This is a genomic window from Methylobacterium sp. 1030 (genome assembly GCF_040544715.1).
In the GTDB taxonomy this organism is placed as follows: Bacteria; Pseudomonadota; Alphaproteobacteria; order Rhizobiales; family Beijerinckiaceae; genus Methylobacterium.
Map to the genome: position 1 here is coordinate 379,888 of NZ_JBEPKM010000002.1, position 20,945 is coordinate 400,832.

A 20,945-nucleotide genomic window follows, 5' to 3' on the forward strand; every position below is an offset into this window, starting at 1 on the left:
CCTCGACGCGAATTTTAGGCGCAATTGAGTTCAGTTCGTAAACCGGCCCTTGATCGGTCGCCGCTTATCCTCCGGCGCTCTAGCGCGGAGTACTTATGGACAACCAGCGCAACGCCCGACGCGTCTCCGTCAACCTGAGCGGATGCATCTCGGTGGCCGGCCATCCCGCCATCCCCTGCGTGGTGCACGACATGTCGCGGTGGGGTGTTCGCCTCCGGCTCGTCGGGACCGAGCGGGTGCCCCCCGCGTTCACGCTTACGATCGACGCCACCGACACGGTGATCGGCTGCGAGACGGTCTGGAAGAATGCCGACGAGATCGGGGCCCTGACCGACCTGATGGAGTGAGCGACGGCCGGGTCTGGCCCTCACTTTGAATCGGCCGCGGATCGCCTGGCGATCGGGCACGATCCAGGAGCCGCGGCCGCGCGGTCTCGGTTTTTGATCCGACGTCCAGCGCGCCTCAACCGCGGGCGAGGGCCGCCTCGAATTCCTCGGCCGGGAGGTGCGCGCCGCCGGTCGTCCAGATCACGTGGGTGGCCGCGGCGCCGACCGCCGCGGGCAGCGTGGCGGCGAAGCGCCCGGCCGCCGCGAAGCCCGCCGCCGCCGAGGGCTCCAGGCGCAGGCCCGCCTCGGTCCACATCACCCTGAGCCAGCGGTACAGCGCGTCGTCGGGCACCGTGACCACGGCGGCCACCAGCTTCTCGAGCGTCCGGGCCACCAGCATCGACGCGGAGGCGCAGGCCAACCCGTCCGCCGCGGTGCGGTTGTCGAGGCCGACATCGTAGACGCTGACCGTGCGCTCGAGACCGGCCGCGAGCTGGACCAGCATGCACGGGGACGCGACCGGCTCGACGAAGACCGGGTGCACGGCGTCACCGAACAAGAGCTTCAGGCCGAAGGCGACGCCGCCCGGCGCGCCGCCCACGCCGCAGGGCAGATAGACGAACAGGGGTTGCGCCGGGCCCACCGCGATCCCGGACTCCGCGAGCTGGCGCTGAAGGTCGAGGGCCGCGGCCGCGTAGCCGAGAAACAGGTCGACGGAATCCTCGTCGTCGACGAAATGGGCGTCCGCGCGGCCGGCGAACGCGCCGCGGGCCGCCGCGACCGCCGCCCCGTAATCGCCGCGATGCTCGACGACGCGGGCGCCGAGTTCGCGCAGGCGCTGCTTCTTCCACGCCTTGGCGTCGTGGGACATGTGGACCTCGACCGCGAAGCCGAGCGAGCGCCCCATCAGGCCGACGCTGAAGCCGAGATTGCCGGTGCTGCCGACCGCGATCACGTGGCGGGCGAACAGGGCGCGGAATTCCGGGTCGGCGAAGGCCGCGTAGGATCGCCCCTCGGTGAGCAGCCCGGCCCGCGCGGCCAGGTCCTCGGCATAGGCCAGGACCTCGTAGACGCCGCCGCGCGCCTTGATGCAGCCGGTCACCGGCAGCGCGTGGTCGGCCTTCACCAGCACGCGCCCGTCGGCGCCGTCCAGGACGTCACGGGACAGGCGCTCTTCCAGCGGGACGAGCGGCGAGTCGATCCGGCCGGCGCCCTCTTCGGGGAAGAGGCGCGCCAAGAGCGGCGCGAACCGCTGCCAGCGCGCCACGGCCGCGTCCACGTCGGCACGGCCGGTCGCGAGTCCGGGCAGGACGGACGCGGTGGCGTCCAGCGCCGGGTTCATCCAGACCGTGGGGCTGGCGCGCCTGACCGCCTCCGGGATCCGGTCGCACGGCGGTTGAGTCTGCATCCCGTCGACGGCTGCCATGGCGCTCCCGATCCTGCCCGGTTTGTCCGCGCCGACCCTGCGCGAGCGGCGCTCATGCGGCCAATTATATTCTCTGGTGCGGTCTATTAGGCCCGCTTATGATCGGGCATGCCCGTCAGGCTCGACGCGCGCCTGGCCGGCGACCTGTTCTTCTTCCGCGTCCTGGTCGAGGCGGGCGGCTTCGCCCGTGCGGGCGACCGCCTCGCCGTCACGCAGAGCGCGGTCACGCAGCGGATCCAGCGGCTGGAGCGGCGCCTCGGTTACCCGCTGCTCGAGCGGGGCACCCGCGAGATCCGGCTGACTGCCGCGGGTCACCACCTGTTCGCCGCGGCGCGGAGCGGCTTCGACGGGATGGGCGAGGCCCTGCTCCGGGGGGAACGGCGCGAGGGCCGGGCGACGCTGCGGATCAGTTGCGTCCCCTCCCTGGCCTCGGAATGGCTCGCGCCAAGGCTGAAAGCCTTCAGCGACACGCATCCCGACATCGACGTCGCCGTCTTCGGGGAGACCCACGACCTGGATCCGGGACGCATGGCGCAGTCCGGTATCGACGTCGCGATCCGCTACGGCCCGGCGCCGCCTCCCAGTGCGACGGTCGTCTTCGACCATCCCGAGCCGGTCTACCCGGTCTGCGCCCCGGCCTACCGGGATGCGGCGGATCCCGGCGGGGCCGTCGTGCTGCTCCACGACGCGACGCCGTGGGAGGCGGCCGCGAGCGTCTCGGAGGAGTGGGATCGCTGGATAGGCGTCCATGGGGCGCCCTGGGGCGGCCGCGTCCAGAATCTCTACTTCAACCTCGCGCAACTGGCGCTGCGCGCCTCGCTCGGCGGCTCGGGCATCGCCCTGGGGCGATCGCTGATCGTCGCGCCCTATCGCGCCGACGGGCGCCTCGTGCCCGCCTGCGACGCGGCCCTCATGAACGGGCTCCGGTACTTCGTTCTCGTGCGTGCCCTGCCACCCGCAGGGCCGGCGGCGGCCTTCGTGGACTGGCTCGGCCGGACGATGGCGGGTCCGCCGGGCTCGCCCGAGGCGCCGCGTCGGGGCGGTGCGGCAGAATGCGGATAGGGCACCGTCCCGCGCGCGCGCCGCGCTCGGCGCCCCTCGGTTCGAACGCTCGATCTACCGCCGGGCGGGTCGATCCGTCGACAGCGCGGCTGCCAGATGGGCGACGAAGGCGTTCACCTTGGGACTGACCAAGCGCCGGGACGTGTGGAGCGCCCACAGCTCCGTCGGCGGCCCCTCCAGCCAGCCCCAGCAGGCGAGGCGTCCGGCCGCCACGTCGCCCCCGACAAGCGAGCGCGGGAGCAGCGCCGCGCCGGCGCCCGCCACCACGGCGTCGCGCAGCATCGGCAGCGAGGACAGGCGCAGGACCGGCACGGGCGCGTAGGTCCGGCGCGTCCGGCCGTCATGGACCTGCCACGTCTCGTCCTGACGCGGCGTCCAGCGCACCGCCGCCGGCACGGTCGCCGCGTCGGTCCCGGCCGACTGTTCGGGACGCGGGACCTCGGGCGGCGCCACCAGCCAGAGCTCGTCCCGCAGGACACAGCGCCCGACGAGGCGCTCGTCCGGCTTCGGATTGACCCGGATGATCACGTCGAAACCCTCCTCGATCGGGTCGACGAACCGGTCCTCGGCGGAGATCTCCAGCTCGACCTCGGGATAGGCGCGGGCGAAGTCCGCGGCGACGCGGCCGAGCTGCGTGTCGGACAGGAGCAGCGGCGCACTCACCCGGAGCCGCCCACGGGGTCGGTCGAGGCCGCCACCGACGACGGCGCCGGCCTCCGCGATCTCGCTGAGCAGCGGCCCCGTCCGGGCGTGGAGGAGCGCCCCCGCCTCTGTCAGGCGCAGGCTGCGCTCGCCCCGCTCGATCAGCCGCGTCCCGAGGCTCGCCTCGAGCTCGGCGACGCGCCGCGACAGCGTCGCCTTCGGCCGCCCGCTCGCCCGGGCGGCGCGGCCGAAGCCGCCGTGGCCGGCGACGAGATTGAAGTCGGCGAGCGCCGCGAGGTCCATGTGCTGTTCCAGATCCGGGACACCCAGTCCCGATCTTGCCGACTATGGCTCAGAAAAGGAACGGCGCATCTTCGGATCATCGGCGGCCCGCTCGGGGCCGCCCCGCATCCAGGAGATCCGCTATGACCATCCTCGTCACCGGTTCCACGGGCCGCATCGGCTCCGCCGTCATCGATCATCTCGTCGCCGCGGGGGCCGCCGTGCGCGCTCTGACCCGCTCGCCCGAGAAGGCGCGATTCCCCTCCGGCGTCGAGGCCGCCCGCGGCGATCCCGCCGACATCGACGCGATGCGCGCGGCGCTGGTCGGGGTCGACACCCTGTTCCTGCTCGTCGCCAACGCGCCGGACGAGCTGACCCAGGCGATCACGACGCTCAGCCTCGCCCGCGACGCGGGCGTGCGCGGCATCGTCTATCTCTCGGTCTTCAAGAGCGAGGCCTTCGTCGATGCCCCGCACTTCAGCGGCAAGCACGCCGTCGAGCGGATGATCGCGGCCCTCGACCTGCCCGCCACGGTGCTGCGGCCCTCCTACTTCATGCAGAACGACCTCGCCCAGAAGGAGCCGCTTCTCGGGGCCGGCCTGTATGCCGTGCCCCTCGGGCAGGCCGGCGTCTCGATGGTCGACGTGCGCGATATCGCCGAGGCGGCGGCCAACGCGCTGCTGCGCCGCGAGCGCGCGGCCGACCGTCTTCCGGCCGAGATCTACGACGTCGTCGGGCCGGACGCCCTGACGGGCGACGCCCTGGCGGAGATCTGGTCCGAGGCCCTCGGGCGCGCGGTCCGCTACGGAGGAGACGATCTCGACGCGCTGGAGCAGCGGCTCCGGAGCTTCGCTCCCGCCTGGCTCGCCTATGACCTGCGGGTGATGATGCGCCGCTACCAGGAGGACGGCGCCGTGGCGGCCGAGGCCGAGGTTGCTGACTTCGCGAGGCTCCTCGGCCGCAAGCCGCGCAGCTACCGCGACTTCGCGGGTGAGGTCGCCCGCGACTGGCGGGGCGCCTGAGCGGGGAGGCCCCGCGGGTACGGTCTCACGGGCACTGTCACGCGGGCACGGTCTCACGGGCCGGGAGGCGGCGACGCCTCCCGCCACCGCAGCGCGTCGATCAGGCTGCGCAGGGCGGGCGTGACCTGCCGGTCGGGGTAGTAGAGGTGGCAGCCGGGAAACGACGGACACCACGCGTCCAGCGCCTGGACGAGACGGCCCGTGGCCAGGTCGTCGGCCGCCTCGTCCTCCAGCATGTAGCCGAGCCCGGCACCGGCCCGGATCGCGGCGGCCGCGAGCCGGCCATCGTTCACGACGAGCTGGCCGGCCGCGCGCACCCGGATCTCGCGGCCGTCGCGGGCGAGCTCCCAGGGCAGCAACCCGCCGCCGCCGACGAGCCGGTAGTTCACGCAGCGATGCGCTTCCAGGTCAGCCGGGCTCTCCGGGCGCGGGTGGCGGGCAAAGTAGTCCGGGGTCGCGACGACCACCGTGCGCAGGTCGGGTCCGACCCGGACCGCCACCAAGTCGCGCTCGACCGTCTCGCCGAAGCGGATCCCGGCGTCGAAGCCGGCGGCAACGATGTCGGTCAGGGGGTCGTCCACGATCACCTCAACCGAGACGGCCGGGTAATCGATCAGGAAGGCGGGCAGTCTGGGCTCGAGGATCGCTCGCGCGGCGTACGCGAAGGTCGTCAGCCGCAGCCGCCCCGACGGCGCGCCGCGCCACTCGGCCAGCGCGTCGAGCCCGCGCGCGACGTCCTCGAGCGCGGGGCCGACCGACCGCAGCAGCCGCTCGCCGGCTGGAGTAAGCGCGACGCTGCGGGTGGTGCGGGCCAGCAGGCGCACGCCGTGACGCGCCTCCAGAGCCCGCATCGTGTGGCTGAGCGCGGAGGGCGACAGCCCCATCTCCGCGGCCGCCCGCGTGAAACTGCGATGGCGCGCCACCGCCGCGAAAGCCGCCAGATCGTCGAGGGTGCCGCGCCGCATTCCTGAACTCTGCTCACAGACGCATGCGGAATACCACGGCTAATCCCGATCCCGACGCCGGACTACGTCCCAGTCCTCAACAGTGAGGTGCGGCGATGGATCTGAGGCACTATCGAACCCTGGGACGCTCGGGTCTGGCCGTGAGCCCCCTTGCGCTCGGGACCATGACCTTCGGCGCCGCCCGCTGGGGCAGCGACGCGACGGTCTCGGCGGCCATCTTCGACCGTTACGTCGAAGCGGGCGGCAACTTCCTCGATACGGCCGACGTCTACGCGGGCGGCGCGAGCGAGACGATGCTCGGCGACCTGATCGCGGCGCGCGGTCTGCGCGACCGCCTGGTCGTCGCGACGAAGTCGGGCTTCCCGCGCGCGCAGGGCACGCCGCTCGCCGGAGGCAACAGCGCGCGGAACATCCGCTCCGGTCTCGAGAGCTCCCTGCGCCGTCTCAGGACCGGCTGGATCGACCTGTACTGGACCCATGTCTGGGACCGGACCACGCCGCCGGAGGAAGTCCTCCGAGCGCTGACCGACGCCGTCGCGCGCGGCGACATCCTGTATTACGGATTCTCGAACGCGCCCGCCTGGTACGCCGCGCAGATCGCCGCGCTGGCCCGTGCCCACGGCCTCCCGGAACCCATCGGCCTGCAATACGCCTACTCGCTGCTCGACCGGGGCGTGGAACTCGACGTGCTGCCCGCGGGCCGCGCCCTCGGGCTCGGGCTGGTGCCCTGGAGCCCACTGGCGGCCGGCCTGCTGACCGGCAAGTACGGGCGCGAGAAGCTCGCTCAGGCCGGTCCGGCAGGCTCGCTCCCGGACCGGGCCGGCGACGCGGCCGAGGGCGGCAGCGACGGCCGGCTCAACGGCGACAACCCCTTCGGCGGCATGCTGTTCACCGAGGCGAACTTCGCGGTGGTGGACGTGCTGCGGGCGGTCGCCGCGGACGTCGGCCGACCGATGGCGCAGGTGGCGCTGGCCTGGGTCGCGCGGCGCCCCGGCGTCGCCTCGGTCCTGGTCGGGGCGAGCCGCCCGGAGCAGCGGGCGCAGAACATCGGCGCCCTCGAGGTCGTCCTGACGCCCGAGCAGCAGTCCCGCCTGGATGAGGCCGGGGCTCCGCCGCAGCTCAATCCCTACTTCATCTTCGAGCTGCCGACTTCGCGCATCTTCGGCGGTGAACGGGTCGAGGCGTGGTAGGCCCACGTCCGGGGTCGGCTCGGGGGATCGAGACCGGGCTTGCCGGTGATTCCCGTCACTCCGAACGCGCCACCTGGGTGCGGAACAGCGTCGCGAGGGTCCGCAACGTCCTGTTGTGCGGCTCGGCCAGGGACACCGTGTAGGCGCCCGGATCGATGTTCGGGACGGAGGCGGTGATGCGCACCGTCCGCTCGTCGATCTTGAGGACGGGCGCCCGCCACGTCTGACCGTTGGTGCCGCGGAACACCGCCAGCGTGTCCTTGCCAAGCCGGGGCGCGGTCCCGGGGAACGCGACTTCCGCGGCCCAGAGCTGCCCCGGCGACACGCGGAGCGCGTCGCCGGCATCCGGCAGGCTGTGGTGCAGATCCGGGACGTGCGGCGGACCGCTGACGAGATGGCGCGGCTCCGGAACGAAGCGCGCCGGCGGCTCGGTGTCGGGGGCGATGAAGATCGAGGCGACGTCTTCGAGGATGCGCAGGCTACCGTCGGCGATCTGGACGATCGCGAGCGCGTAGCGTCCGAAGGACATCCCCGCGACGTCGATCTGGCCGGTGAAGCCGGACGTCGCGGCGGCGGGTTCACCGTACCACTTGGCCACGTCCGGACGGAGATCACTCTGGAGGGCGACCCACGATGTCCCGGTGCGACCCGTCAGCCGCAGGTAGATCGCCTTCGGCGCCGGCCCCGAGACGTGCAGCCAGCCGCGCAGGAACACGGAGGCCCGCGCGACGACCGACGAGAGATCCAGGCTCCGGTTCAGGCGCTCGTCCGTGCGCAGCACGTCGAGGCTCCAGCCGCACTCGCTGCGCCGGACCGGCCTCAGCGTCAGACGCCGGAACGCGTCGGGCAGCTCCGGAACCGGGCGCGCGCGCGCCGCCGCCATCGCGGTGGGCGACGCCTCCGGCGCGCGGGCCGCCTCGTCCCACGCGATCGCCGCGCTGGTCCAGGAGGCGGCGTTCGTCCGGTATCCCAGGGTCTCGAGCCGCAGGTCGAAACCGTGCCGCAGGTGGCTGGGAACCCGTCCGTGGCGCAGCGGCCGCGCCTCGATCAGGCGCTCGTAGAGGGCGCGGACCGACCCGAGGTGGCCGTCGGTGTCGGGGAAGGATTTCCGGCCGATGGAGGCCTGCATCCGGGCGAGGCGGGCGCGATCGTAGTGTAGCGCGATGAGGCGCGCGCGGACGGCGCCGGCATCGTCCGGCGGGACCTTGAACCCGTCGATCCCGTCCTCGACGCGCTCGGCCAGGGCCCCGATATCGGCGACGATCGGGACCAGGCCCGCCTGCCACGCCTCCGTCAGCGCGATGACGAACGTCTCGGGCCAGGTCGAGAGGTGCAGCGAGACATCGCAGCCGGCCAGCAGGCCGCCGATCGCGTGCTGCTCGTATGCGCCGGTCACGGTGACCTGATCCGGTCCGAGGCCCGCGACCGCCTCGCGGTACGGGTCGTCGATGCGGCCGATCACCTTGAAATGGATGGGATAGGCCTCGCAGCTCCGGATCAGGTTGATCGCCTGCTGGCCGCCCTTGTGGGCCGCGAGATTGCCCAGGATCGCCACGGTCAGCCGATCGCCGTCGCGCCTGCGCCTGGACACCGGCCGCGCCCCGGCCGGCGCGGTGTTCGGCGCCACCATCGGGATCTCGACGATCCGGTCGGCGGGGATGCCGGGGAAGTAGCGCCGGAGGTACTCCGCCGTGGCGGGCGTGCTCGTGACGAAGGCGTCGATCGCGTCGGTCACCAGGGTCATCATGCCGTCGCGGCGCGCCTTGGAGCCGGGCGGATACTGGTTTCCCGAGACCAGGCACGCGTCGCACTGGTCCGCCCCGCGATTGACGACGTCGCAGAACCGGCCGGTGTGATCGAGCAGCAGCCAGCGCTCGCAGATCAGGAAATGGTCGTGCAGGTGGTAGACGGTGGGTATGCCGCAGGCCCGCGCGATCAGCGGCAGCGACAGCGGGACGTGCATCAGGTGATGGATGTGGACGAGGTCGACCTGATGCTCGAACAGCAGTCTCTGGAAGATCCCCTCCACGAACGGGTCCGTCGAGAGCGGCGGCGTGACGGGACCGCAGGCGAAGCTCTCCGCGATCCCCGGGCCCTCGAGCCGGAGCGACCAGCGCCCGTCGCCGAAGACGGAGAAGAGGAACAGGACGCGGTACGGCTCGCCGAGCTCGGTCAGCAGTTCCTGATAGACCTCGACCCCGCCGCCGGGACGATGCCCCATCCGGTTGTGGGTGAGCATCAGGACCGTGCGGGGCGCTGACGGTTCGAGGGGGGGCCGGCGCGTCTGCGTCCGGCGCCGGTCGATCACCGCGTCCAGGATCGTCGCCACGCGATGGTCGTAGAGGTGCTCGGCGCGGGTCCGCGCCTGCGCGGCGCGCGCGCGCGCGATGCGGGCCTCCGGTTCGGTCAGGGCCGTCAGGATCGCCTCGACCGCACCGGCCTCGTCGTCGCAGAGCGCGATCTCGGCGCCCGGCGTGTAGTAGGCGGCCGTCTCCGGCTCGGGCGAGACCACGACCTGGTAGCCGCCGGCCAGCGCCGTCTCGAACAGCCGCGGCGGCGGCGTCGAACCGGTCGCCTGATCGGCGCGCGCCGCCGAGAAGATCCGGGGCAGGGTGAGCACGACGCGACTGCGGTTCGCCAGGAGGGCGAAGTCGCGGTTGCCGCAGCGCCAGTCCGTGACGAGCGCCTCGTCCTCCAGCTCCGGCGGACCGATATGCGCGTTCCACGGCAGCGCCAGCTTGAACTTCACGTCCCGCGGCAGCTTGGCCGAGAGCGCGTTCAGGGTCGCGACCCTGTTCGGCCACGCCGTTCCGATGAAGAGGAGGTCGTAGCGGTAGCGCGCGTCGTCCTCGAGCACCGGGAGATCGTGGAAGAGCGAGGAGGCGCCGAGGGCGAGGTGGTGTGCCCGGCCTCCGTAGGCCGGGACCGTGGCAAGGTCGTTCGTGAAGACCAGATCGAAGACCCCCGACCCGCGCACGTTCGCTTCGCGCTCGTACGGATCCTCCGTGGTCCAGAGCACGCTGGTCCGAGCGAGCCCCGCGAGCCGACCGACCAGGGGCGCGTGCGCCCGCGCGCCGCCGAAAGCGATCAGCGTGTCGAGACCCTGCTCGACGAAGGCGGCCAGGGCATCGCCGTGCCCGCCGACATGGACCCGGCCGACCGCGGGATGCCGGCGCAGCGCGTCCGCGATGGCGAGCACGAGGTAGCGGTTGTGGGTCTGCGGCTCGGTGTCGAGCAGCAGGATCGACAGGTCGGACATGCGCGGTCTCGTCCGTCTCAGCGGCGGCGTGATCAGGCCGGGACCGTCAGGCGGCTCAGGTCGAGCAGGCGCGCCGCGCGATGCCGGTAGGTGTGCTCGCGGAGCGCCCGCGCCTGCGCCCGGCGCGCGATCGCCTCGATCGCGCCGGGCTCGTCGAGCGACCGCTCGATGGCGCGCGCGATATCGGCCGCGCCGTCCACCAGCAGGATCTCCGTGTCCGGCTCGAAATGCGCGCAGATTTCCAGGCCGGTGACGAAGAACAGCTGCGCCGAGCCCGACAGGGCGACCTCGAAGGTGCGCGGTCCCGGCGTCGCCTGCGGGAGCGACAGCCGGCGATTGGCCACGTCGAGGTCGCGGCCGATGTTGAGCGTCAGCCGCGCCGCCGCGGCGTAGTCGGCCATCTGCGCCGGCGTGAGGCGGCGGTTCACCGCGCATCGGAGCGTGTCCGGCCACTCGGCGCCCAGGATCTCCACGACGTGCCGGCACAGCAGATCGTCGATCCGGCGCATCAGGGCAACGCGGTTCGGGTAGGCGACGCCGCAGAAGAACAGGACTGTCTCCCGCTCCGCCACCGGGGCGATCGGCCGGAAATGCCGGTCGGGCGCCGCGGCCAGCGGCAGGTGGTGGACGTCGGGGTGCCGGTAGTGCTGCGCCGCCCAGGAATCGTTGCTCACGACGATGTCGGCGTAGAGTTCCGCCTTGAAGGCGTAGTCGAACTCGTACGGGTCGTCCGTCAGCCAGAAGATCAGGACGGCACCCACGGCGTCCGCGGCCCGCCGAAGCGCGCGCAGATCCGCCAGGTCAGGCACGAGACTTCCGACCGCGATCACGACATCCGGCCGGGTCGCCCGGACCGCCGCGACCGCCAGTTCCAGAGGGGTGTGTCTGACGCGCTCGGCGCCGAGCAGTTCGGCGAAGCCGTCGGCCAGATCGCTTCGGATCCCGGGATTCCTGTTGAGCGCATCGGGGAAGGTGCTCGTGACCAGGACGTGCGGCCCGGCCAACGAGATCGCGCTGACGAAATTCATCCCTCGTGACCTCGGCGAGACGGGCCAGTTTTAATTGCAGGTTAATGCCAATTGTAAGTAGACACGCAACTGTCGCATGTCCATTTCGTCGATTAATTTCCCCCAACCACTTGGCGATTGGGTAATTTCGGGCAATTCAATGTTGGCAATCAGGAAGTATGGCACGGGATGAAGTGGCAATAGGCGCGCCGCACCCGCCGCGCGAGCCCTGCGCCGAGGCGTTGCGCCCCTTCCTGCCGTGGTTGACCGGCACGCTCCTGCTGCTGGGCCCGAAGCCCGACGCGGGGAGCCGCGCGCGCTGGGCTTCCGACGCCACCCTCGTCACCACGGCGGATGGCGCCGACCTGCCGGCTTCCGCGCTCTTCGATGGCGTCGTGCTGACGGGGCTGCTGTCCTGTCGCGACGACGGGGGCCGGGACGCGCTCGACGCGACGATCGCCTGGGCCCAGGAACGGCTGCGGCCCGGCGGGCGGCTGATCCTCGTCATCGACAACGCCCTCTCGCTCCACGGACTCGCTGCGGGCTCCGAGACGGTGGGGCAGCGCGGCTTCCCGAGCCTCGAGGGACGCCTCAGGTCGGACGGCCTCCGGCTGCCCACGCGGGCAGGCCTGAAACGGTCCCTGCAGGCCCGCGGCCTGGCCTATCAGGAATGGTGGTTCCCGTTCCCGGGGCGGGAGGAGCCCGTGAGCTTCATCGCCGAGCGGGGCCTCGCGCGGCCGGGCGGGTTCGATCCCGGAATGCTCGCGATCGGCGCGGCCGGGCCGGATCCGGCAGCCCGCGCGGGCGCGCTGTTCTCGCCGCGGCGCGCCTGGGCCACGGTGGCGGAGCAGGGGCTCATCGGCGATCTGGCGCCCGCCTTCGTGATCGCGGCATCGGCGGAGCCGCTGCCGCCGGACGACCGGCTGGCGATCCACGCGGGTTTGCGCCGCCGGCCGGAATTCGAGCGGCTGGTGACCTTCGCGGAGGCCGGGTCGCAGATCGCGGTGCGCCGCGCGCGCGCGTATCCCGACCTTCCCGCCGCGGTTCGAGGCGTCACGAACCTGTTGCCGTCGGAGACCTACGTGCCGGGCTCCCTCTGGTCTGAAGTCCTCGAGGCGCGGCTGGCGCGGGAAGGCTGGTGCCCGGACGCCGTCGCCGCCTGGGCCGGGACGTGGCTTCAAGCCGTCTCGCGCCGCTTCGCGGCGGGAGCGCCGCTCGAGACCCAGACGATCCTCCCGGGACCGGCCCTCGACGCCATCCCGAAGAATCTCGTCTCGGGCGCCGACGGCACGTTCATAGACCTGGAATGGGAGCTCGGGGGCCCTCTGGACGCTGGCCACCTCGCCGTGCGGGGCCTCGTCAACGCGCTGACCGGTGCGCGAGACTGGCGTCCCGGCGGGCCATCCACGCTGCCCCTTCTGGACGCCCTGCGCGCCCTGCTGCCGCGGCTCGGGCTGGCTCTGGACGATGCGCAGCTCGCCGACCGGCTGGCCCGGGAAAGCCGTTTCCAGACGATCGTCAGCGACTGGGTGACGGAGCGCGGCCTGGACTGGGCGGCGGCGACGCGCCTGCCGGTCGGCACTGAGACCCGGATCGACGCGGATCCGCGCGCGGCGCTCGCGGAGGCCTCCGCGGAGATCGCGCGGCTGCTCGAGGAGAATGCGGCCCTGCGCGCCGCGCGCGCCGCCGACGCCGCCGCGCACGAGGCCGCCGCGCGCGAGAGCGTCCGCCGCACCGACCGCGTGATCGCCTACGCGGCCGAGATGCACCGCGCGCGCGACCACCTCCAGGACACCCTCGACACTCGCCGCGCTTCGGCCGGCGACGGCAGCCGCCTGTCCCTTCGCCTCCTGCGTCTCATCAGAGGAACCCCGTGATGCGGCTGCTCGTCGCCTGTGACCACCTGGCGCTGACGGGCGGCCTGCTCCGGTTCGAGCGGGTCGGGCGGGTGCTCGCGCGTCGCGGTCACGCGTTCGCGTACCTGACTCTGGGCACCGGCGAGGACGGGTTCGAGACGCGGCTGCCCGTCCTGCACCGCGAGGACGCCGCGCGCGCGAGCTGGGACGCCGTCATGGTGCCCGGCGGCGGCTTCCCGGATGCCACGATCGAGGGCTTCGCGGACCTCCGGGCCCCGAACTTCGGCGCCCGGATCCAGCACCTCCTCAACGCGCCGGTGCGGCGCGACGCCTACGCGCGCGTCACGCGGACCCTCGCGCCCGACCTCGTCGTGGCGAACAACGACCACTGGGACGACGCCGCCCTCCAGGCCCTCGGCCTGCCGTGGCGGCGCCTCGTCGGTGCGGTCGATAGCGGACTGTTCGCGCCGCCCGTCTCGCCGCCCGCGCGCGGCGCCCGGCGCCGGCTCGGCGGCATCGCCAACAAGCGCCCCGCCGCGCAGCTCGCGGCGCTCGACAGGCTCGGTGACGCGTGGGCCCTGCACTGGTTCGGACGGCCGGACTGGGGGCTGGTGGGCGCGCGCGCCGATCTGGTGGCGTCGGGCCGCCTCGTCGTGCACGGGCCGCTGCCCGAGTCCGACCTGCCCGCGTGGTATCACGGGCTCGACGCGTTCTGCAGCGCGGAGGCGCATGCCGGCTGGTGCAACCCGGCCGCGGAAGCGATGGCCTGCGGCACGCCGCTCGTCGCGACCGTGCACGGCACGCTGGCTTTCGCCGAGGACGGCATCACGGCCCTGGTGGTGCCGGACGGTCCGGACGCGGCGCTGGGCGCGGCCATCGCGGAGGCCGTGGACAGGATCGCGACCGATCCGGCCGGTGCCGCGTCCCGGGCCGAGGCGGGACGGGCGCGGATCCGGGCGCTCGACTGGGACACCTACGCGGACGGCCTGCTCGCCGTCGTCGCGGAGGCGATCGCGCTGCGGGCGGGCCGGACCGATGCGGCGCGCCCGTCCGGCCCGCCGCGCGAGACCGCGCTGCGCCTCGCCGACCTCGCGAGCCGGGACGGGCCCCTGCCGGAGGATTTCGACGCCCTCGGCTATATCCGGCTGCATGCCGACCTCGCGGCGCTGTTCGAGCACGCGTGGCAGGGGCAACTGCACTACCTCGAGCACGGCCGTCGCGAGGGCCGCATCTACCCCTCGAACCTGACGCGGGCCCAGCAGAAGGCCGCCCAGGCCGCGCGGATCGCGCTCGCGGTCGACGGGCTCGACGGCTCCGGCAAGTCGAGTATCGCGCGGCACGTCGCCGAGGCGCTCGGCGCGACGGTGCTCAACCCGTTCAGCGGTCCGGTCGGCGCCATCCTGGTCCACCTCGCCCGGACGGGGCAGCACGCGCTGGCCGATGACCTGGCGCACGCGGCCGTGGCGGCGGCGATCGCCAACGCCCCGCCGGGACCGGTCGTGTTCGACCGGCACTGGTTCACCGCCTCGCAGCTCCTCTCGCCGGCCTTCCGTCCGGGTTGGGAGCCGCGCCCGTTCACCGTCATGTGCTGGGCGGACCGTCCCACCACCATCGCCCGCATGGTCGCGCGCGGCGTCCCGAACCCGTCGGAGCACATGACCGAGGCCCGGATCGCCGGCTATCGGGCGCTCGCGGAGGAGTTGCGGGTGCCGCTCCTCGACACGTCCCGCATCGCGCCGGAGGAGGGGGCCGCGCAGGTGCTGGCGATGCTGGGTGAGAGCGGCCACACGGCGCGGCGCGCGTGATCGCCGCCTCGCGGCGCGGCCTGTATGGTCGCGTCTCGGAATCGGGTGGCCACACCGGCCATCGGCGTCGCGGGAGGGCGGGGCGATCGTGTTGAAACTCGCGCGCGGCGACCGTGGCCGGAACGTCCTGCTGCTCGGCATCAGCCTCCTCTTCGTCGCCGCCGGCCTCGGGATGATCGCCACCGGCGCGGATGGCGGCGTCACGACGACGGTGTTCTTCGGCGTGTGCGCGGCCGTCGCCGTGTGGCAGCTGCGGCCGGACCTGCTCGAATCCGAGAGCCGGTCGGCGGGGTCGCTGGCGGCGCAGTTCCCCGGCCCCGTGATCCTGCGCGCCTCGGTGCGGAAACTCCTGTTCCTGGCGCTGATGGCCGCCGGCTTCGGCGGCGTCACGCTCTGGATGGTGCTGCACGAGGCGCCCTCCACGGCGATGCAACTGCTGCTCTGGCCGGGCGTCGCGCTCTTCCTCGGAGGCGTCCCGTTTCTCATCCTGACGGCGATCCGCGGCTCGGCGCTGCACCTCGACGAGACGGGCTTCACCGTCGTGCAGCTGGGCCGTGCGCGGCGCGTCCGGTGGCGTGACGTGAGCGTGTTCGAGCCGGTCTCCATGCCGGGTTCGGGGCAACGCCTCGTCACGTTCGACGACACGAGCGCCGGCGCGACGCGCCTCGGGGCGATGAACCAACACCTGATCGGGCGCAACGCGGGTCTGCCGGACAGCTACGGGTTGGATCCCGACGCGCTCGCCAGCCTGCTCACGGCTTGGCGCAAGCGGGCCCTGCAGCGGGAGGACAATGGCTTCTGAGGCGCTTCGTCGGCTGCGTCCTGGCGACGAGGTCGCGGTCGGATGGCGCGCCTCAGCGCGTGACGATGCCGGGCTCCTGCCGACCGGGACGGGGCTGCACCACGAGGAGGCCCGCCGAGTAGATCAGCGAGACGAGGAGCGCGACCGTCAGCGCGAGCGCGGCACCGTAGGGCTGGATCATCAGGTGGAGTGTCAGCAGGGTCAGGCCGAAGCCGAACACCCCGCGGATCGCGACGCTCGCCAGCCGCGCCATCGCCGCCCCGCCGATGCGGCGATGGAGGATGACGAAGGCGCTCGTCATCGTGACCGGGAAGGCGGCGATGACCCCGGTCCTGGCGGGGCCCAGCGCCGTACTCAGCGCCAGGAGGGCCGCGACGAACAGCGCGACGGCACTCGCGCGGATCAGCAGATCCAGCGGGCGCGGCCGCGCGACGACGGAGCTCCGCACGAGGGTCGCGCGCACGACGTGCCGGGTCGAGAGCGCGCCGGCCCCGTAGACCAGGGCGTTCAGCAGGAACGCCGTCGTCGGCGTCCAGGTGAGTGCCGAGACCGGCAGGGCCGCCGCGAGCCACGCGAGGATCGCCGGCCCGAGGGTGGCGGTCATGTCCCGGCCGGCAGCCCGGTGGGCGTAGACGATCAGGAACAGGCCCGTCGCGGCGTTCGCCGCGAAGCCGTTCAGGGCCGCCCCGGCCACGAAGGCGGCGTCGTGCTCCATCGCCATGAACACGTAGGCCGGCCCCGCGGAGACCGGCAGGCTGACGACGAGCGCGCCCCAGACCGGTCCCAGCCACTCGGCCAGGACGGAGGCGAGCACCACCACGGTCCCGGAGGTCAGCGCCCGGATCAGGGCCGTCAGCCAAATCGCCGCCAAGGTCGTTTCCCGCGCGTCGCGCCGCCGACCCGGGCCGGCATCGGAGCCGCGCCCTCGCTATCATGGGCGGCCTGTCCGGGCCAAAGCACCCGGCTGGCGAATCCGCCCGTCTGAAACCGGTCGCGGCGACCCGCGAGCGCCGGTGCGTCCCCGGAACCGGGGCGGGCGACCTCAGCCGACGGCGCGCGCGGCTTCCCGGACCTGGCGGGTGGCCGCGTCGACCTGCTCGTTGGCCCGCGCGATCGCCGCCATGCCGCCCGCGATGGTCCCGACCCCGCGGGCGGCCGTGTGCATGCTGCCGGAGATCTCCTGGGTCACCGCCGACTGCTCCTCCACGGCCGCCGCGATCGCCGCCGAGATCTCGTCGAGCGCCCGGATCGTGCCCTGGATCGAGCCGATCGCCGCCACCGCCTCGCGCGTGGTGGCCTGCGTCGTGGTGATCTGGTCGCGGATCTGATCCGTGGCCTTGGCGGTCTGCTCGGCCAGCGCCTTCACCTCCGACGCCACGACCGCGAAGCCCTTGCCGGCGAGGCCCGCCCGGGCCGCCTCGATCGTGGCGTTGAGCGCGAGCAGGTTGGTCTGGGCCGCGATGCCCTGGATCATGGTCACGACGTCGCCGATCTGCGCCGCCTGCCCGCTCAGGCCCTCGACGATCGTGCTGGTGTGCCGGGCCTGCTCGACGGCCTCGCCGGCCATCCGCGCCGCGTGGCTGACCTGCTGGCTGATCTCCCCCACCGAGGCCGACAGTTCCTCGGCGCCCGAGGCCACGCTCTGGATATCGCCGGACACCCGCCCGGCGAGGTCGACGGCCTCCGCGGTCCGGCGGCTGGCGCCCTCGACGGCGGTGCCGATCGCGTCGAGGTCGACGCCGATCGCCCGCTGCGCCGCGACGCGCCGGTGGCGCTCCTGGACCTGCGCGGTGATGTCGGCGGCGAACTTGACGACCTTGAGGACGCAGCCGCTGGCATCGAGGATCGGATTGTAGGTCGCCTGGATCCAGACGTCACGGCCGCCCTTGGCGATGCGGCGGAACTCGCCGCCCGCGAACTCACCCCGGCCAAGGCCCTCCCAGAACGCGCGGTAGCCGGCACTCGACCGCTCGGCCGGGTCGACGAACACGCCGTGGTGCTGGCCCCGGATCTCCTCCAGGCGATAGCCCATCGTCTCGAGGAAGTTGCCGTTGGCCTCCAGGATCGTGCCGGCCGGATCGAAGGCGATCACCGCCTGCGACCGGTGCAGCGCCGCGATCTGACCGGCGTAGTCGAGCATCAGCAGCTTCTGCGCCGTGATGTCCGAGGCGAACTTGACGACCTTCACGACGCGGCCCGCGCGGTCGAGCACCGGGTTGTAGCTCGCCTGCACCCAGACGTACCGGCCGCCCCGGGCGATCCGCTTGAACTCGGCGACCTGATGGGTGCCCTGCCGCAGGGCGTCCCAGAAGGCGTGGTACGCGGGTGTCTCCCGATGCGCCGCCTCCACGAACAGGGCGTGACGCTGGCCCCGGATGTCGGGCAGGGCGTAGCCCATCATCGTCAGGAAATTGGCGTTGGCCGTGATGATGGTGCCGTCCGGCTCGAACTCGATGACCGCCTGTGAGCGGTCGAGGGCATCGAATTTCGCCGCCAGACCTTCACGACCGCGCAGGGCGCCGAGCATTATCCCATCCCTTCTTGTCATTGCCGGGATCCCGAGTGCGAACACGCGGTTCTTCTTGGGATCTGCCGCTGATTTACTGTCACGGCATGACGGCCTCGCATAATGATTGCGCACAATCGTGAACGATGACTTAAATCTGAACGGCACAATAGTTCGAGATTGGGAGGGTCTGGGATAGTGCAAAACTACCAGAGGAGTAAATTTTTACGCAATCTTCGATCTCAGTGCCGGTAAACTATACAATCGAGAGTACGGATTTCGACGCCGAGATCCGGTGCCGTCATGCTCTCAGGTTGCACGGAAGTTCATATGATAACGTAGAATAGGATTTCTGGTCTTCGCTGCCGGATCGGCGCACCGCGACGCGATGCAGCTGGATGCCACGCACCGGCACGATTCGACCGACCCGACGCCCGCGGTCGAAGGGACGCGGCCGGCTCCGTCAGATGTAGGTCGAGGCCAGCGCCGGCGAGCCGTCCAGGGCGTGGGCCAGCCTCTCCAGCCCGTGGGCGATCTGCTGCCGGGTCGAAGGGCCGCCGAGGCAGAGGCGGACGGCCTCGGGCGGCGTCCCCGCGACGCAGAAGGGGTCGCTGCCGACCACCCCGAGACCCGCCGCACGGCCCTGGCTGGCGAAGGCCGAGCGCGTCCATCCCGCCGGCAGGGTGATCCAGACATGGAAGGCGTGCGGGTCCGCGACGTAGGACTCGGCGGGCAGCAGCGCGGCCGCGAGGCTCTGGCGCGCGGCCGACTCGGCACGGACGAAATCCACGATGGCGTCCGCCGTCCCGTCCGTGATCCAGCGCGTCGTCAGCGCGGTCGAGATCGGCGACGCCATCACGGTGGCGGCGCGCAGGGCGTCGCCGAGGGGCAGGGCGGCCCGCGCGTTCGGGGCGATCAGGAAGGCGAGGCGAAGGCCGGCGCCCAGGCACTTCGCGACGCCCGCCACGTAATAGGTGATCTCGGGCGCCAGTTCGGCGAAGCTCGGCGGCGGTGCCGGGCAGATGCGCGCGTAGGCGTCGTCCTCGATGATGGTGACCGCGTAGCGGCGGGCCGTCGCGATGACGGCCTCGCGCCGGGCGCGGGACAGGGTCGCGGTGGTCGGGTTCTGCAGCAGGGGATTGAGGTAGAGCGCCTTCGGCGCCCCCCGCGTGCAGGCGGCCGCGAAGGCGTCGGGGTCGAGCCCGTGGCGGTCCATCGGCAGGCCGACGAGGCGCAGGCCCCGGTGCGCCGCGAGGGTCCGGATGCCCGGATAGGTGATGCGCTCGGCGCAGATCGTGTCGCCCGCCTGCGCGACCTGTCCCAGGATGCTGGACAGGGCGCTGTGCGCGCCGGGGCAGATCAGGAGGCGCTCGCGCGCCGCCGCGATCCCGCGACCCGCGAGCCAGCGCAGCGCGGCCTCCTTGTCCGCCTCCGTCCCGCCGAAGCCCTGGTAGCGCAGGAGGTCGGCGAGATCGCCCGAGAGTTCCGCGAAGGACGACCGCATGCGGGCCCGCAGGCCGGGCAGGTCGGGTTCCGGGGGCAGGTTCATGGTGAAGTCGACCGGTCCCGGCCGCCGGGGAAGGGCTGGCCCAGCGGTGCGGGCGGCGTCCGCCGGGTCGACCACGAAGGTGCCCCGGCCGACCCGGCCCTCGATCAGGCCGCGCCTGTGGGCCTCGACGTAGCCGCGGGACACGGTCGTGAAGTTGAGGTCGAGCGTGGCGGCGAGCGCGCGCTGGGTCGGCAGGCGCGTGCCCGGAAGCAGGTGGCCGGTCCGGATGTCGTCCGCCAGCGCGTCCGCGATGGCTAGGTAATGGGGCTTGCCCCAGCGCCTGAGGTCCGGCGTCCAGATACCGGCCGCGTCGCCCCGGTCGACCGACCGTCCTCCCCGCCCGCCAGCCTTCATCCGTCCAGCACCCGCGACCTGAAAACCGATCAATGATCGATTGTATGGCTTGCAAGCGCCGTACCGGGCGCGTGACGGCCTATCACGGCGCGACCGATGCGTGCAATGCGTACAATACTCGTCGCCGAAGCGCGCGTCATCTGGCGACGACGTGCGCAAATCCTGATGATGAATTGTGCGTCGTCGAGTAGAACCGAGCGGATCGACTTCGCTCAATTGATCGTATCATTGTATGCATCGCAGGGCGCGTTATTGAATGCATTCCTGACGGCTCCGATCTGGCACATGGCTTGCCATCCGACTGTCTGAACGTGCGCAGCCCCCCCTGCCGCCGGTCAGACCATCGAGGAGCGTGAGCAATGCCTGCCGTGAACCGCGAGCCGCACAAGAAGGGCGACGTCCTGGTCGACTACGAGGAGAAGGTCTTCGAGGACGTGAAGGCCGAACCCGGCCAGAAGGCCCTCGTCACCTTCCACACCGTGGCGTTCGAGGGCTCGATCGGCCTCGTCAACCTGCTCCAGGCCACCCGCCTGCAGCGCAAGGGCTTCGAGACCTCGATCCTGCTCTACGGCCCCGGCATCACCCTCGGGGTCCAGCGCGGGTTCCCCCGGCTCGGCGACGAGGCGTTCCCGGGCCATCTCAACTTCAACAACCAGCTCGAGAAGTTCATGGCCGAGGGCGGCAAGGTCTACGCCTGCCGCTTCTCGACACAGGCGCTGTACGGGCACAGCGAGGCGGCCTTCATCGAGGGTATTCGTATGATCAACCCCCTCGACGTGCTCGACTGCATCCTCCTGCACAAGCGCGACAACGCGGTGATCATCGACACCTGGACCGTCTGACGGCCGCGCCAACGCCCCCGGCGGCCGCGCGCGACGCGCGCAGCCGCTGG

At 72.4% G+C, this 20,945-nt stretch carries 16 protein-coding genes; 8 read left to right on the forward strand and 8 right to left on the reverse strand.

What is annotated here, in order from left to right:
- Positions 1–95 precede the first annotated feature (95 nt).
- Positions 96–347 (forward strand): PilZ domain-containing protein, encoded by a 252-nt coding sequence (locus ABIC30_RS04150; protein WP_020091601.1) that lies wholly within the window; start codon positions 96–98, stop codon positions 345–347.
- A 115-nt stretch (positions 348–462) separates the two neighbouring features.
- On the opposite strand, the gene dsdA is transcribed toward ABIC30_RS04150, so the two are convergent.
- The gene (gene dsdA, locus ABIC30_RS04155) at positions 463–1,752 is read right to left on the reverse strand and encodes a D-serine ammonia-lyase (protein ID WP_020091602.1); all 1,290 of its coding nucleotides are present in this window, start codon (positions 1,750–1,752) and stop codon (positions 463–465) included.
- A gap of 108 nt (positions 1,753–1,860) precedes the next feature.
- On the opposite strand from dsdA, the gene ABIC30_RS04160 reads away from it, so the two are divergent.
- The gene (locus ABIC30_RS04160) at positions 1,861–2,814 is read left to right on the forward strand and encodes a LysR substrate-binding domain-containing protein (RefSeq protein WP_020091603.1); all 954 of its coding nucleotides are present in this window, start codon (positions 1,861–1,863) and stop codon (positions 2,812–2,814) included.
- Positions 2,815–2,868: 54 nt separating this feature from the next.
- Here the strand turns inward: ABIC30_RS04160 and ABIC30_RS04165 are convergent, their stop codons facing one another.
- The gene (locus ABIC30_RS04165) at positions 2,869–3,759 is read right to left on the reverse strand and encodes a LysR family transcriptional regulator (protein WP_020091604.1); all 891 of its coding nucleotides are present in this window, start codon (positions 3,757–3,759) and stop codon (positions 2,869–2,871) included.
- A gap of 122 nt (positions 3,760–3,881) precedes the next feature.
- Here ABIC30_RS04165 and ABIC30_RS04170 point away from each other — a divergent pair, with 122 nt between their 5' ends.
- Positions 3,882–4,760, forward strand: coding sequence for an SDR family oxidoreductase (locus tag ABIC30_RS04170; protein ID WP_354454153.1), 879 nt, complete (start codon positions 3,882–3,884; stop codon positions 4,758–4,760).
- A gap of 53 nt (positions 4,761–4,813) precedes the next feature.
- Here ABIC30_RS04170 and ABIC30_RS04175 read toward each other — a convergent pair whose 3' ends face one another.
- Positions 4,814–5,725, reverse strand: coding sequence for a LysR family transcriptional regulator (locus tag ABIC30_RS04175; RefSeq protein WP_354454155.1), 912 nt, complete (start codon positions 5,723–5,725; stop codon positions 4,814–4,816).
- Positions 5,726–5,820: 95 nt separating this feature from the next.
- On the opposite strand from ABIC30_RS04175, the gene ABIC30_RS04180 reads away from it, so the two are divergent.
- The gene (locus ABIC30_RS04180) at positions 5,821–6,915 is read left to right on the forward strand and encodes an aldo/keto reductase (protein WP_354454157.1); all 1,095 of its coding nucleotides are present in this window, start codon (positions 5,821–5,823) and stop codon (positions 6,913–6,915) included.
- Between the two features lie 55 nt (positions 6,916–6,970).
- On the opposite strand, the gene ABIC30_RS04185 is transcribed toward ABIC30_RS04180, so the two are convergent.
- Complete coding sequence (locus ABIC30_RS04185) at positions 6,971–10,174, reverse strand: glycosyltransferase family protein (RefSeq protein WP_354454159.1); 3,204 nt, start codon at positions 10,172–10,174, stop codon at positions 6,971–6,973.
- A gap of 32 nt (positions 10,175–10,206) precedes the next feature.
- Entirely contained in the window at positions 10,207–11,202 is a 996-nt protein-coding gene (locus ABIC30_RS04190; RefSeq protein ID WP_354454161.1) for a glycosyltransferase family protein, read from the reverse strand.
- 158 nt (positions 11,203–11,360) lie between these two features.
- Here ABIC30_RS04190 and ABIC30_RS04195 point away from each other — a divergent pair, with 158 nt between their 5' ends.
- The 3 genes from ABIC30_RS04195 to ABIC30_RS04205 all read left to right on the forward strand — a co-directional run bounded on the left by ABIC30_RS04195 (position 11,361) and on the right by ABIC30_RS04205 (position 15,644).
- The gene (locus ABIC30_RS04195) at positions 11,361–13,058 is read left to right on the forward strand and encodes a hypothetical protein (RefSeq protein WP_354454163.1); all 1,698 of its coding nucleotides are present in this window, start codon (positions 11,361–11,363) and stop codon (positions 13,056–13,058) included.
- A complete protein-coding gene (locus ABIC30_RS04200) occupies positions 13,058–14,842 on the forward strand; it encodes a glycosyltransferase (protein ID WP_354454165.1) in 1,785 nt (594 codons plus the stop codon). Before ABIC30_RS04195 ends, ABIC30_RS04200 begins: the two co-directional genes overlap by 1 nt.
- A gap of 88 nt (positions 14,843–14,930) precedes the next feature.
- Positions 14,931–15,644 (forward strand): hypothetical protein, encoded by a 714-nt coding sequence (locus ABIC30_RS04205; protein ID WP_354454167.1) that lies wholly within the window; start codon positions 14,931–14,933, stop codon positions 15,642–15,644.
- A gap of 52 nt (positions 15,645–15,696) precedes the next feature.
- Here the strand turns inward: ABIC30_RS04205 and ABIC30_RS04210 are convergent, their stop codons facing one another.
- The 3 genes from ABIC30_RS04210 to ABIC30_RS04220 form a co-directional block, all read right to left on the reverse strand.
- Complete coding sequence (locus tag ABIC30_RS04210; protein ID WP_354454169.1) at positions 15,697–16,515, reverse strand: hypothetical protein; 819 nt, start codon at positions 16,513–16,515, stop codon at positions 15,697–15,699.
- Positions 16,516–16,686: 171 nt separating this feature from the next.
- Positions 16,687–18,171, reverse strand: coding sequence for a methyl-accepting chemotaxis protein (locus ABIC30_RS04215; RefSeq protein WP_354454171.1), 1,485 nt, complete (start codon positions 18,169–18,171; stop codon positions 16,687–16,689).
- Positions 18,172–18,613: 442 nt separating this feature from the next.
- Positions 18,614–20,053 carry an aminotransferase-like domain-containing protein gene (locus ABIC30_RS04220; RefSeq protein ID WP_042672883.1) on the reverse strand — a complete coding sequence of 480 codons (1,440 nt, stop codon included), beginning with the start codon at positions 20,051–20,053 and terminating at the stop codon, positions 18,614–18,616.
- A 359-nt stretch (positions 20,054–20,412) separates the two neighbouring features.
- Between ABIC30_RS04220 and ABIC30_RS04225 the strand changes: the two genes are divergently transcribed.
- Positions 20,413–20,895 (forward strand): MSMEG_0572/Sll0783 family nitrogen starvation response protein, encoded by a 483-nt coding sequence (locus ABIC30_RS04225; protein ID WP_020091615.1) that lies wholly within the window; start codon positions 20,413–20,415, stop codon positions 20,893–20,895.
- The last annotated feature ends 50 nt before the right edge of the window (positions 20,896–20,945 follow it).

Bases quoted from the DNA above. Each gene is read 5' to 3' on its own strand.
- ABIC30_RS04150 (WP_020091601.1), top strand. From the start codon at position 96: ATGGACAACCAGCGCAACGCCCGACGCGTCTCCGTCAACCTGAGCGGA.
- dsdA (WP_020091602.1), bottom strand. From the start codon at position 1,752: ATGGCAGCCGTCGACGGGATGCAGACTCAACCGCCGTGCGACCGGATC.
- ABIC30_RS04160 (WP_020091603.1), top strand. From the start codon at position 1,861: ATGCCCGTCAGGCTCGACGCGCGCCTGGCCGGCGACCTGTTCTTCTTC.
- ABIC30_RS04165 (WP_020091604.1), bottom strand. From the start codon at position 3,759: ATGGACCTCGCGGCGCTCGCCGACTTCAATCTCGTCGCCGGCCACGGC.
- ABIC30_RS04170 (WP_354454153.1), top strand. From the start codon at position 3,882: ATGACCATCCTCGTCACCGGTTCCACGGGCCGCATCGGCTCCGCCGTC.
- ABIC30_RS04175 (WP_354454155.1), bottom strand. From the start codon at position 5,725: ATGCGGCGCGGCACCCTCGACGATCTGGCGGCTTTCGCGGCGGTGGCG.
- ABIC30_RS04180 (WP_354454157.1), top strand. From the start codon at position 5,821: ATGGATCTGAGGCACTATCGAACCCTGGGACGCTCGGGTCTGGCCGTG.
- ABIC30_RS04185 (WP_354454159.1), bottom strand. From the start codon at position 10,174: ATGTCCGACCTGTCGATCCTGCTGCTCGACACCGAGCCGCAGACCCAC.
- ABIC30_RS04190 (WP_354454161.1), bottom strand. From the start codon at position 11,202: ATGAATTTCGTCAGCGCGATCTCGTTGGCCGGGCCGCACGTCCTGGTC.
- ABIC30_RS04195 (WP_354454163.1), top strand. From the start codon at position 11,361: ATGGCACGGGATGAAGTGGCAATAGGCGCGCCGCACCCGCCGCGCGAG.
- ABIC30_RS04200 (WP_354454165.1), top strand. From the start codon at position 13,058: ATGCGGCTGCTCGTCGCCTGTGACCACCTGGCGCTGACGGGCGGCCTG.
- ABIC30_RS04215 (WP_354454171.1), bottom strand. From the start codon at position 18,171: ATGCTCGGCGCCCTGCGCGGTCGTGAAGGTCTGGCGGCGAAATTCGAT.
- ABIC30_RS04220 (WP_042672883.1), bottom strand. From the start codon at position 20,053: ATGAAGGCTGGCGGGCGGGGAGGACGGTCGGTCGACCGGGGCGACGCG.
- ABIC30_RS04225 (WP_020091615.1), top strand. From the start codon at position 20,413: ATGCCTGCCGTGAACCGCGAGCCGCACAAGAAGGGCGACGTCCTGGTC.